Genomic DNA, 11723 nt, shown 5'->3' on the forward strand with positions numbered 1-11723 from the left:
ATGACGGAACTCATGGATCCGACGCTTGCCGCGCGGGCGCTGTCCGCCGCCACCGAGATCACGAGCACCGCCTTGTCCGGCGACGACCCGGGCGCGGTGCTGGACACGGTCGTCGCCAGGGCGGCCGAGCTCGCCGACGCCGACCTGGGGCTGGCGATGGTGAGCGCCGAGGACGGGCGCGTGGTGGTCGAAGCCGCCCATTACGCCACGGCTTATTCAGCCGCAGCCAGCAGTGACGATCCAAGCAGTGACAATCCAAGCAGTGACGACCCCGCCGGCGAGAAGCCGGTCGACTCTGCGGCCGCGGTGTCGGCAGGTGGGAGCGGTGAGACGCTGCGGGGGCTCGCGCTTCCCTCGGACTCCGCCGCCGGGCGGGTTGCCCGGGGTGGCGAGCCCGTGGCCAGTGACGACTTCACCGTCGATCCGCGCACCGCGCCCTACGTTCCCGCCGAACTTCACGGCTATGGGCCCTTCGCCGCCGCGCCGTTCGGGTCCGGGGGGCGGGTTCTCGGGGCGCTGACCGTCTACCGGAAGCGGGGGCGTGAGCCCTTCTCCGCCGGCACCGTCGAGATGCTCGTCGCCTTTGCCGCGCAGGCCGGGGTGGTGCTCGCGCTTGCCGAGGGCGCCAACGCCCGGCACCGGGTCGCTCTCTACGAAGAGCGAGAGCGCATCGCGCGTGAGCTCCACGACGTCATCGTCCAGCGGCTCTACGGCGCCGGTATGCAGCTCGACCGGGTCCGGCGCAACATGCGCAAGCGGTTCGCCCAAGCCGATGGTGTCCGGCTGTCCGACGCGATCGACCAGCTCGACCAGACCATCGAGGAAATCCGCGGCACCGTGCGCGCGCTGCGGTCACCGGAGCCTCGCCACGACACCGGCACGACCACCGACCTCGCCGAGTCGGCGCGCGGCGAGGTCCGCATCGCCGGCGAGCTACTCGGCTACCCGCCGACCCTGGAGCTGTCCGGTGAGTTCGCCGACATCCCCGCGGAACGTGCCGACCACATCCGGGCCGCTCTGCGCGAAGCACTGTCCAATGTGGTCAGACACTCCGGCGCCAGCGAAACCCGTGTGACGCTGACCAGGGACTCCGGCGGCGTGAAACTCCGCGTCCGGGACAACGGTTCCGGCGTTCCCCAAGGCGTCGCCACCCGTGGTCTGCGTCATCTCGCCGAACGCGCGGACGCCGCGGGCGGGAAGTTCTTCCTGAACTCCTCACCCAGCCTCGGCACACTCGTCGCGTTCGACCTGCCTCTTGACTGACCGCTGTTCCTGATCGGATCCAGCCTGCGCGTCCTAACCTTCTCGGGTCATCCAGCCTCCCTTCCACGCCCTCGTCATGATCGTACCGGCTCATCGAACATATATTCGACTCACGTTCGAGTGAATCTCTGCCGGAAAAAGCCCTGATCGACGTGGCGGACCGTGACGGAAAGCGGAACAGGACGCAGCGAACGGCGGATTGCGACGGGCCGGCCGCGCGGTTACTTCTCGCGCCGCGCGATCCAGGCGGCCGCCTGCGTCCGGCGTTGCATGCCGAGCTTCGCCAGCACGGAAGTGACGTAGTTCTTGACCGTCTTCTCGGCGAGGAACAGCCGCTCGGCGATCTCGCGGTTGGACAGGCCCTGGCCGATCAGTTCGAGCACGTCGCGTTCGCGCTCGGTGAGCGCCGCCAGCTCGTCCGTCGGCGGGTGCCGCATCTTGTCCAGCACCCGCGCGGTGCTCACCGGGTCCAGCAGTGACCGGCCCGCCGCGACCTCGCGGACCGCGTTCACCACGTCCTGTCCCCGCACCTGCTTCAGCAGGTAGCCCGCGGCGCCGGCCATGATCGCGCCGACCATCGCCTCCTCGTCGTCGAACGCGGTCAGCATCAGGCAGGCCGGCGGGTTCGGCTTCGACCGCAGCTCGCGGCAGAGCGTGATGCCGTCGCCGTCGCCGAGGCGGACGTCGACCACCGCGACCTCCGGCTCGACGTGCATCGCCACCGCCAGTGCCTCTTCGACGCTGCTCGCCTCGGCGACGACCTCGATGTCGGGCTCGTCGCCGAGCAGGTCGCGGAGCCCGCGGCGGACCAGTTCGTGGTCGTCGACGAGCAGTACCTGGATCGGCATACCCCGAGGTTACGGGGTGCGCGGAGCCCGTGGTGGCGGCCGGTCGTCACCGTCACACGTGAATTACCTCAAAGGTGTGACCGCGAACCCCGTAACATTTCGCCCGCCGCGCATTCCTGGCAGGCGAATCCGCAGGTCACCGCAGAAACGGGAGAGAATCACGGGACGCGGCGTTCTTGGTGGAGCGCTGGCATTTCCGGAATTTCGGAATGGTTCGTAACGACCCCGCCGAGGTCGCGATAGTAACCACGCAATCGCCCCGATTCCGCTCGGAAGGAATTCCGTTGTCCTTGTTCCGTCGTGCCCTGATCACGGCCGCCGCCGTGGCCGGGTTCGCTTTCCTCGGTCCCGTTTCCCACGCTTCGGCGCAGCTCGCGACGCCCCTCGTCGGCGACCTGAACTGCTCGGACTTCAAGTACCAGGAAGACGCACAGGCCGTTTACGACCGGGATCCGTCCGACCCCAACCACCTGGACGGGAACGACAAGGACGGCATTGTCTGCGAAAAACTCCCGCACCGCCCGCAGCAGAGCACGACCACGCCGACGTCCGAGAAGCCCGCCACCACAACGCACACCGCGCCGAAGACGACCACCAAGAAGCCCGCGACGGGCGGCCAGGTGAAGGTGAAGCCGGTCGGCGGCGTGGCCACCGGCGGCGGTGAGCCGGACCCCGAGGTGCCCGGCTTCCTGGTGCTCAGCGGAACGCTGCTCGCCGCGGCGGCGTCCGGTGGCATGGTGCTCTACCTGCGCCGGCGCCCGAGTTGAGGCACCCGCGCCTGTGGCCGGCGGTCGCGGCGGTCGCCGCCGCGCTCGGCGTCGTCCTGGCCGTGGCACTCGTCCTCGTCCTGTCACCGACGGCGACGGCGCCGCTCGCCCCGCCCAGCCCGGCCGCCCCGAGCACCCAGGGCATCGCGAGCGTCGCGGGCACCGCGGAGGAGACCGCCCCCGGCCTCCCCGCGGCGAAACCGGCGTCCCTGACCATCCCGGCGATCGGCGTCCGGGCCGACGGGATCAAGGACCTGGGGCTGACGCCGGGCGGCGCGCTGGAGGTCCCGGGCGACGCCACGACGGTCGGCTGGTTCACCGGCGCGCCGTCGCCCGGCGAGGCCGGCCCGGCGGTGCTGGCCGCGCACGTCGACTACAAGCACGTGCCCGGCGCCTTCTCCCGGCTGAAGGAGCTCCAGCCCGGCGAGCAGGCCAAGGTCGGCCGCGCCGACGGCCGGATCGCGGTCTTCACCGTCTACCGCGTCGACCGCTACGCGAAGGCCACGTTCCCGACGGACCAGGTGTACGGCGACACGCCGGATCCCGAACTGCGGCTCATCACCTGCGGCGGCGCGTTCGACCGGGCGAGCGGCAACTACCTCGACAACGTCGTCGTCTACGCGAGGCTGACCGCGGTCGAGGCCTGAGCCAGGTCGATGCGCGCCAGCTCGAGCCTGCGGTAGGCGCGGTCTTCGAGCGACCAGACGTCCAGGACGTCGCCGTCGAGCTCGGGGTACGCGATCACCAGCCGGACGGGCTCGCCGTCGTCCTCGTGGTACACGACGTCGACCGGGATCCCGGCTTCGAGCTGCCAGCAGAGCTGCTGCTGCTTCGGCGTGAGGCGGCCCGCGTAGCGATCGCTCATCGCCCGCGCGAGCTGGCCGCGCAGCAGGGCAGGCCCGCTCGCCGGGGCCGCGAGCAGCCGCGCGGCATGCTCGGCGGGATCGGCCGCCAGTTCCCCGGGTTCGGGGTCGTAGACGGTCGTCGCCGGCGCGGCCTGGTCACGGGCGGGCAGCACGACGGTGCCGTCGGCGGCGTGGTGAGTCGGCGCGTAACCCGCTCCGCGCAACGCTTCCATCGTGCCGGAAGCGTCCACTGTGGACGTCAGTACGGTCGGGGCCACCGCGCGCAGGCCGAGTTTGGCGAGCTTGCGGTGCGCGGCGAGCTCGGCGAGCAGGGCGGGCTCGCCGACGACGACGCTCGCGACGTCGAGCACCTGCGCCTCACCGTGCCGCCGCGCGACGTCGTTCACCAGGTACACCAGCGGTTGCGGCAGCTCGCCCGCGGCGATCGCGCCCAGGTCGTCGAGCAGCTCGGCGGCGGTGGCGCCCTGGTCGAACGCCCGCCGCACGGACGCCGGGGAGAACCGCCAGCTCGTCGCGGTTCCCTGGGCCTCCCGGTCGGCGACGCGGTCCAGCAGCGCGGTGAGCCGGGTGTCGGGCGAGCCGGGGACGATCGCCGTCAGGTCGGTGCCGAACAACGCCGTCGTCCGCGCGCGGGAGACGAGCTCGTCGCTGACTTCCACGAGCTTGTCCGGGACGAGCAGCGCGCGCCCGGCCGCCGTGACCGCGCCGTGCGCGATGACGCCGAGCAGTTCGGCCTCGGCGAGCGCGACCCGCAGGTGCCCGGCGAAGTCGCCGGTCGGCAGCATCGGCGCGTGCCACTCGAGGAGCCGGGTCAGCGCGTCGGCGTCGGTGATCGCGTCGCCGGGATCGAGCCGTGCCAGCAGCCGCACGACCGCCCGCCGCACCAGCGCGTCGACGTCGGTTTCGTACTCCAGCGGCTCGGGGTCCCACCACGTCGTCAGCAGCAGGCGGTACAGCAGCGCCGGAGCGGGCCGGGCGAGGTCCGGGTCCGGCCCGAGCGTGGGCGGTGCCGCCTTCCGGCCGCGGCGCGGCGGTTCGGGTTCGTCGGCCAGCAGGAGCCCGGCCTGCGCCGCGAGGTCGATCGCCAGCTCGATCTCCGCGGGCGTGCCCCCGGTCTCCTTGGCGAGCTTCTTGACCAGCCGCACTCCGATCGTGCCGTCCTTGAGCAGCGGAAACGGTTCCGCCGTGGCCAGATCGACGATCGCCGACACCCGATCGAGCAGCCGCAGCGCGGCGGCCGACGACGCGGCTTCGGCGGCTTCCGTTCCGATGTGCGTGACGGTGTACGCGGGTTCCTCGGGCGTGAACGGCAGCTGGTGGTCCGGGCCGCGCAGCGCGAGCGCCACCTCGATCGGCATGGCGACGCTGCCGTAGTAGGTCTCGAACAGGAAACCGTGGTCGAACGCCCAGCCAGCCGGGGCGACGCCGTCGACCTCGGGAACGCCGCCGGCCATGTCCCGCAGCAGCTTGCGCGTGTCCTCGGACGCGGTGGCGAAGAGCTCCCGGACGCGGTCACCGTCGCGGAAGAACCGCACGAGCCCGAGCAGCAGCTCCGGCTTCCGGGTCGCGTCGGGCAGGCCGAGCGTCCGCGACAGCTTCGCCAGCCGGGGCGTGCCGATCTCCCCGAGCAGGTCCGCGACCGGCTGCCCGAGACCTTCGGGCTGGAAACTGTTGCGGTGCAGCAACTCCGGCAGGACGACGTCGTCGCCATCGCGCCACAGTAAGGCGCGCTCGGCGAGCTCGTCTACAAAGGACTCAACGGTCGTGGTCCCGAGCAGCCGGGCGACTTCGCCGAGGGGAGCCGGCCGCCGCCCCAGCGCGTAACAGAGCTGGACGGCGCGCAGGACCTGCACCAGCGGCATGGGCAGCTGGAGCAGAGCTTCGTTGACGGACTCGGGCGAGGCCAGCCGCGCGGCGACGACGTCCAACCGGCGCGGCCACGGCTCCTCGAGCACGTCCGGACGGTGGGCGAGGATCTTCGCAAGTCCTTCGCGGTCCAGGCGGGTGAGCCTGCCGAGCAGTTCGTCGGCGGTGGTCATCGGCCCAGATTAGATCACCGCTCGCAGGCCACGCCGTCGCCATCACGATCGAGCGCGGGACGGTAGCCCGGTTCGCCGCGGTACAGCGGTGCGGCGCCGGCGGCCTTCGCGGCGGAGCAGTTCGCGTAGTAGGCGCTGTGGTCCGGTTCCGGGGCCGGCGCTTCCTCTGTGGTCTCGACCGGGGGCGGCGGCGGGACCGCTTTGGTGGTCGGCGGGGCGGCTTTGGTGGTCGGCGGCGCCGGGACCGGGGTGGGCGCCGGTGAGTCGATGGTGCCGTTGCAGGGAGGTCCCCACAGCCCGCCGGCGGTTTGCTTGCCTGCCGTTTCGGCGGCCGCGAGTCCGGGCAACTCGGCAGGTGCCGCGTACTTGAGATAACCCTTTTGGAGCGCGAGAGTCGCGTAGTCCTGACCATCGGCCAGTGTGACCGCGATGCCCTGCGCGGTTTCCGCGCCGAGTTTCACCGCTTTGCCGGAAAGCGTGGTGGTGGCCCAGCCCAGCGATTCCGGCCAGTAGCAGCCGCTGTTCACGAGGGGTGCGACGACGCCGAGGACGTGGACGGTCTTGCTGGTGCCGTCACTGCCGGCGACGACGAACGTGGCACCGTCGGTCACGCTGCCGACGGTGTAAGTGACGACCGCAGGCGTCGGAGCCGGGGGCGGTGTCGTGCTGGTGGACGGGGGTGTGGTGGACGCCGGAGCCGCGGCGTCGACGGGCTTCGGATCCGGGGCCTTCCCGAAGATCGCGCCGAGCACGAACAGGACCGCGAACGCGGCCAAGACGATCCTCAGCCAGTTCGGAAAGCGTTTCATACCGGGATTCCCCGTTCCCTCGAACACGACGTGCCGAGGGGGTACTCGGGAAAACTCCCGCCGTTGTTACGCGCCGGCGCGTGATCGACCATCAGTCGTTATCCGGCGGAATGTTGCCGTCACGATCACGTCACGAACCACCGGTTCACGACGAAAAGCTGTCACGACTCCTGGCGGGGAAACGACCTGCGGACGTGATCGAATCCCTCCCGCTGCTCGGCGCCGGCGGCCATCCTGCGCACGGCATCGATTTCACCGCCGTGGAAATCCGGACCACCGGGTTGCGCCCCGGGCGCGTCGTCGAGCTCGCCGCGGTGCGGGTCCACGCCGACGGCTCGATCGCCGGTGAGCTGACGACGCTGGTGAACCCCGGGGCCGGGGTGCCGGCCGGTCCCGCCCTCGTCCACGGCATCACGCGCGACGAACTCGACGACGCGCCGTCGTTCGACGCCGTGCTCGGACCGCTGCTCGACCTGTGCGCCGGCAGTGTGCTCGCAGCGCACGATCCGGCTTTCGCCGCGGCCTTCCTCGGCCACGAGATCGGGCTCTTCGGCGTCAGGATGCCCGTGCTGCCAGGCGTCTCGACGTTGACGGCGGCGCAGTCGGTGGTCCGGCTGCCCAACTATCGCCTGGCCACTGTCGCCCACGCCCTCGGACTGCCCGCCCGGCCCGGGCAGTCGGCGTTGTCCGGGGCGAGGACCGTCGCTCAGCTGGTGACCGGCATGTTCGGGCGATACGGCTTCACGTTCGCCGCGCCTCCGGTGCTGCCCAGCCTGCCGCGGTTCGCCGCAGGCAGGCTGCTCCCGCGCGCCGAGCCGTGGCCGGCCGAGCCGGGGTGGATGGCAGAGGCCGTCGAGCGGATCGGCGCCGGCCGCGGCGCGGACGCCTACCTGGACCTGCTCGCCGGGGTCATCGCCGATCAGCACCTGTCTCACGACGAGGTGGCGGTCCTGGCCGCGTCGGCGAGCGAGGCCGGGTTGTCCGAAGGGCAGGTGCGGTCGACGCATGAGCAGCTCGTGACGGCTCTGCGCGCCCTCGCGGAACGGGACGGCGTGGTGACCGCCGCGGAAGCGCGTGAGCTGCGGCAGGTGGCGACCGCGCTCGGCGTCGCCGACGCCGGTGAGCTGCACCCCACCGACGGCGCGAAACCCACTCGTGTGCTGGTGCTCGGCACCACGGCGGCAGCGGACCAGCTGCGGGCACGTGTCCTCGTGGAAGGCGTTCAGCTGGCCAAGAAGCTGACCGCGAGCGTCACCCACCTCGTGAGCGACGCGTCCGTGCCCGCGAACGAGCCGCGGCTGGCCCGGGCCGCCGAACTGGGCGCGGCCGTGCTCGACGTCCGGGTCGCGCCAGTCGCGCTCGGCTTCGAACGACCGCCCGCCGAGCCGGCACCGGTCGAGCGCCGGGCACGGCTCGTCGGCGGGCGGATCCTGATGGGCGCCGGGCTGCTGCTGATGCTTGTCGTTGTCCTGGCCATGTTCGGCGGGACGCCCCTGGCCGCCGGGATCTTCCTCGCCGTGCTCGGCGTCGGTGCGCTGCTCGGCGGCTGGTGGATCGCCACGCCGTCGCCGTCGTGAGCGGGGTATCGGTACCTTCGGTGCGGTGCCACGACTGATCCACCTGAACGGCGTCCCGGGGTGCTCGACCTCGACACCGACCGGGTCGTCTGCCTGAGCGGCGGCTGGCGGGACATCTTCTTCGAGACGTTCGAGACAGCGCAGCCGCTCACCCTCGCCATGGCGGAGACTCGCCTGCGGACCGGGCACGACGTGGTCATGCCCGAGGCGACCTGCGAAGCCGTGCTCGTGGCGCTCGGTGGCGACCCCGTGCGGCCCGGCTGAGGCGGACCGGGTTCACTGGGCGGTATGGCGGCAATTCCGGAGCTCGCGCTGCGGCAGATCGAACGGTGGTGCGCGCAGCGCGTCCCCGCGCACCTTCAGGATCGGATCCGGGTCGAGTGCCGGACCCGGGGCCGCGCGGTCACCATCGTCGAACGGCGGGCGCCGTGGTCGCCGGAGGTGGGGCCCGAGTGGTCCGAACAGAAGATCGCGCAGCTGCGGCTCGACGAGTTCGGGATCTGGTCGGTGCTCTGGGCCGACCGGAACGGGCGGTGGCTGTCCTACCCGGACGCGCCCGTCGCGAGCACGCCGCCGGCTTTGCTCGCCGAGATCGACCGGAACCCGAACGGCGTCTTCTGGGGTTAGGCCGGCGGTGGGAAGCGGTGCTCGTTGCGGTCGATCTTCGCGTGCGCGGCCGCGGGCAGGTCGATGCCGAGGCGGTCCGCCAGCTGCAGGAGGTACAACGTGACGTCCGCGATCTCGTCGAGCACCTTCGCCTCCAGTGACGGGTCTTCGCGCCACGCGTCGGACTCCTCCGGTGTGAGCCACTGGAACAGCGAGGTCAGCTCGCCCACTTCGCCGGACAACGCCATCACGAGGTTCTTCGGGGTGTGGTACGGCTCCCAGGCGCGGGCCGCCGCGAAGCCGCGGAGGCGCTGGGTCACGTCGTCGAAGGTCACGGCTTGATTGTCCCCGGTCGTCACCCTGCGCTATCCGCCGTATGGCGGATTGGCGTTGACCGGTAAATCTCTCACTCAATAGGTTTAACTTCGTCGGGGATGCTTGCGGGGCCCAAGGCTGGGAAGGGAACGTCTTGAAGTACCTGCGATCCGTCCGCGGCCGCATGCTGGGCATCGCGTTCATCCCCGGCGGCGCGCTCGTCGTCGTGGCCGCCGTGATCGCGGTTTTCCTGGTCCACCAGGCGGTTCGGACGCGTGACCTCGCCCTGGAAACGGCGGCCGCCGCCGATCGGACCGCCCGGGCTGTGGTCGCGTTGCAGGCCCAGCGGAGCGCGGCGATGGCCGTGCCCGACCGGCAGTCCGCCGCGTACGCGAATTTCACCCAGCGGATCGACACCGCCATCGCCGGCCTGCGCGACTACGCGCGCCGCGCGCCGAACGCCGAATCCGCCTACCAGCAGACGATCGCCGTCGAGCTGCTTTCCGTCGCCGAAGGGATGGATCGCTCCGATTCCCTCGCCCTGACCGGGCTGGACAGCGTGACGCGGCGCTCGTACATCTCCGCCGTCGCCGCCTACCGGGCCGAACTGGCCCGGGTGGCGCCGCAGCTCACCGAGAGTGGCCGGACGGCGTACGAGTCGCTCACGCGCAGCGCCGACTGGAGCAGGCTGGCCGCCGCCGAGGACGCGATCACCGCCGCCGAACCGCTGCCGGTGGCCGAGTCCACGTGGCGTAGCGCCGCTTACACCGTTTCCGGTGAGCTCGGCCGGCTGTACGCGCAGCAGAGCCAGTACGCCGTGCAGCTGACCCTCGACGACGGGCGCCGCACCCTCGGCGGCGCCCTCGCCGCCGGCTCCGCGCTCCTGCTGTCCGCGCTGCTCCTCCTGGTGGTCGTGCGGAGGCTCGTGGCCCGCGTGCCGGTGCCGGTCGTCCCGATCATGGTGCCGACCGTCCACGCGGCCATCCCGCGTCCTCGCCACGCACGGTCACGACGACCGCATCTGCCGGACCCGTGGCCGCTGAAAGCCGTGCTCGACGACTTGCGCCGCCGATGAGCTGCCTACGAAGCGTCACGGACTACTCCGAAAAGAGCACGCGGTTGGCCCACACGCGTGCTGGACGGCCTCGGGCAGACTGGTGCGCGTGAGTCCCCCCTCGGATCTTCGCCCCTACCTGCGCACCTTGGACGCGGAGACGCTGGCGGACCTGCTGCACGCCCAGGCCGAACGTGACCCTGAGTTGCGGCATTCGCTCGAACTGCGCGCCGCCACCCAATCCGGTGACGTCAGCGAGGCGCACCGGCTGCTGGACGCCGCGGTCACCGACGGGAACGTCGAGTACACCGCGAAGGTCGGCGCGGTCCTCGACACGCTGCAGCGGATGCTCGACGCCGGCAGCCGCGCCGACCTGGCGCCGCTGGCCCGGCGCACGGTCGACGACATCAGCGAGGTGCTGGAGCAGTCCGGTGACCACGTCGGCGACCTCGGCGACCGGCTGGATCGCGCGGTGGAGCTGTACGCCCGCGCGTGCGCCGCCCGGCCGCCGGACCCCGAGAAGCTGGCCGACTGGATCCTCGAGGTCGAGTTCGACGGTCCCGGCCGTCCGGTCATCGACCTCGCCGAGTTCGCGACGGCGCTGGGCGAACCGGGGCTCAAGCGGATCAAGTCCACTGTGGACGACGTGCTGGCGGCGAGCGGGCCCGGGCACCGCCATGACGTGGCCGAACGGCTGCGGGAGCAGCTGGCCGAGGTGGTCGGCGACGTCGACGAGCTCGTCGCGATCCTCTCGGCCAAGCCGCCGCGGGTGGACGTCAGCCTCAAGATCGTCCGGGTGCTGCGGGCCGCGGGGCGGCACAGCGAGGCGATCGCGCACGCCGCCCGCGCGCTCACGCACGACAAGCAGCCGCCGGCACCGGAACCACTCAAGTCTTTCGGGGGTCCGGGTGGCGGAGCCCCCGGCCCGGGGCGAAACCCCGGTAGTTACAGCGACGAGACGTCTCGCCGTCGCAAGGACTTCGACGCCAAGCCGGGCCGTGAGACGTATGCCGCGCTGCGCGAGGCCGCGACGGCCGACGGGAAGTGGACGGCGCAGCGCCGGGCTGCCCTGACCCGGCTGCGAGAACTGGCCGCCGACCGCCCGGAACAGGCCGACGAGCTGGCTCGCGTCCTGCTCGACGACGGCCGTCCCGACGAAGCTTGGCGCGCCTGTGTCCGGTTCGGGGCGTCCCCGGAACTCAAGCTGGAGCTGGCCGAGCAGCGTGCGGCCGAGCACCCGGCCGAGACGATCCCGGTCTTCCGCGAGCACGTCGACGAACTCATCGAACGCAAGGACCCGCAGGCCTACCAGGAGGCCGCCCGGCGGCTGAAGCTGTTGCGCACCTTGCACAAGCGTGCCGAAACCCCGGAGGAATTCGCCGCGTACCTCGCCGCGCTGGTGGAAACCCACCGCCGGAAAACCCGCTTGATCACGGAAATCCGGACCGCGCGGATCGCCATGCCGAAAGCCGTAACCTCGCACCGCGCCCCTCGTTGACGAAGGTGGACCGGTGTTACACGTGCACCGGGACACCGTGAGCACGGCGAGGCGGTGACGCCGCTCTGGCCAGCGACGTCG

Annotated in this window: 12 protein-coding genes; 8 read left to right on the forward strand and 4 right to left on the reverse strand. The window is 71.7% G+C overall.

Features of this window, described 5'->3' with window-relative positions:
* Positions 1-12 precede the first annotated feature (12 nt).
* Positions 13-1263, forward strand: a complete 1251-nt coding sequence (locus tag A3CE_RS51605) for a GAF domain-containing sensor histidine kinase (RefSeq protein WP_020642739.1) — start codon at positions 13-15, stop codon at positions 1261-1263.
* Positions 1264-1484: 221 nt separating this feature from the next.
* On the opposite strand, the gene A3CE_RS0124415 is transcribed toward A3CE_RS51605, so the two are convergent.
* The gene (locus A3CE_RS0124415; RefSeq protein ID WP_020642740.1) at positions 1485-2111 is read right to left on the reverse strand and encodes a response regulator; all 627 of its coding nucleotides are present in this window, start codon (positions 2109-2111) and stop codon (positions 1485-1487) included.
* Between the two features lie 284 nt (positions 2112-2395).
* Here A3CE_RS0124415 and A3CE_RS0124420 point away from each other — a divergent pair, with 284 nt between their 5' ends.
* Positions 2396-2878: an excalibur calcium-binding domain-containing protein gene (locus A3CE_RS0124420; protein ID WP_020642741.1), complete on the forward strand. Its 483-nt coding sequence runs from the start codon at positions 2396-2398 to the stop codon at positions 2876-2878.
* Positions 2875-3525, forward strand: coding sequence for a class F sortase (locus A3CE_RS0124425; RefSeq protein WP_020642742.1), 651 nt, complete (start codon positions 2875-2877; stop codon positions 3523-3525). The genes A3CE_RS0124420 and A3CE_RS0124425 overlap by 4 nt, the downstream gene beginning before the upstream one ends.
* On the opposite strand, the gene A3CE_RS0124430 is transcribed toward A3CE_RS0124425, so the two are convergent.
* Positions 3495-5783 (reverse strand): helicase-associated domain-containing protein, encoded by a 2289-nt coding sequence (locus A3CE_RS0124430; RefSeq protein WP_020642743.1) that lies wholly within the window; start codon positions 5781-5783, stop codon positions 3495-3497. The two genes, A3CE_RS0124425 and A3CE_RS0124430, sit on opposite strands and share 31 nt — an antisense overlap.
* A gap of 14 nt (positions 5784-5797) precedes the next feature.
* A complete protein-coding gene (locus tag A3CE_RS0124435; protein WP_020642744.1) occupies positions 5798-6592 on the reverse strand; it encodes an excalibur calcium-binding domain-containing protein in 795 nt (264 codons plus the stop codon).
* Between the two features lie 194 nt (positions 6593-6786).
* Here A3CE_RS0124435 and A3CE_RS0124440 point away from each other — a divergent pair, with 194 nt between their 5' ends.
* The 3 genes from A3CE_RS0124440 to A3CE_RS0124450 are packed head-to-tail and all read left to right on the forward strand — an operon-like array spanning position 6787 to position 8796.
* Positions 6787-8169 carry an exonuclease domain-containing protein gene (locus tag A3CE_RS0124440; protein ID WP_020642745.1) on the forward strand — a complete coding sequence of 461 codons (1383 nt, stop codon included), beginning with the start codon at positions 6787-6789 and terminating at the stop codon, positions 8167-8169.
* A 60-nt stretch (positions 8170-8229) separates the two neighbouring features.
* Positions 8230-8433: a hypothetical protein gene (locus A3CE_RS0124445; protein ID WP_020642746.1), complete on the forward strand. Its 204-nt coding sequence runs from the start codon at positions 8230-8232 to the stop codon at positions 8431-8433.
* A 24-nt stretch (positions 8434-8457) separates the two neighbouring features.
* Complete coding sequence (locus A3CE_RS0124450; protein ID WP_020642747.1) at positions 8458-8796, forward strand: DUF3024 domain-containing protein; 339 nt, start codon at positions 8458-8460, stop codon at positions 8794-8796.
* Here the strand turns inward: A3CE_RS0124450 and A3CE_RS0124455 are convergent.
* Positions 8793-9110: a nucleotide pyrophosphohydrolase gene (locus tag A3CE_RS0124455; RefSeq protein WP_026468812.1), complete on the reverse strand. Its 318-nt coding sequence runs from the start codon at positions 9108-9110 to the stop codon at positions 8793-8795. The genes A3CE_RS0124450 and A3CE_RS0124455 overlap by 4 nt on opposite strands.
* Before the next feature lie 134 nt (positions 9111-9244).
* On the opposite strand from A3CE_RS0124455, the gene A3CE_RS0124460 reads away from it, so the two are divergent.
* Both A3CE_RS0124460 and A3CE_RS0124465 read left to right on the forward strand, forming a co-directional pair.
* Positions 9245-10165: a nitrate- and nitrite sensing domain-containing protein gene (locus A3CE_RS0124460; RefSeq protein ID WP_020642749.1), complete on the forward strand. Its 921-nt coding sequence runs from the start codon at positions 9245-9247 to the stop codon at positions 10163-10165.
* Between the two features lie 88 nt (positions 10166-10253).
* A complete protein-coding gene (locus tag A3CE_RS0124465) occupies positions 10254-11642 on the forward strand; it encodes a DUF6880 family protein (protein WP_342668231.1) in 1389 nt (462 codons plus the stop codon).
* The last annotated feature ends 81 nt before the right edge of the window (positions 11643-11723 follow it).

It is taken from the genome of Amycolatopsis balhimycina FH 1894 (assembly GCF_000384295.1).
GTDB lineage: Bacteria > Actinomycetota > Actinomycetes > Mycobacteriales > Pseudonocardiaceae > Amycolatopsis > Amycolatopsis balhimycina.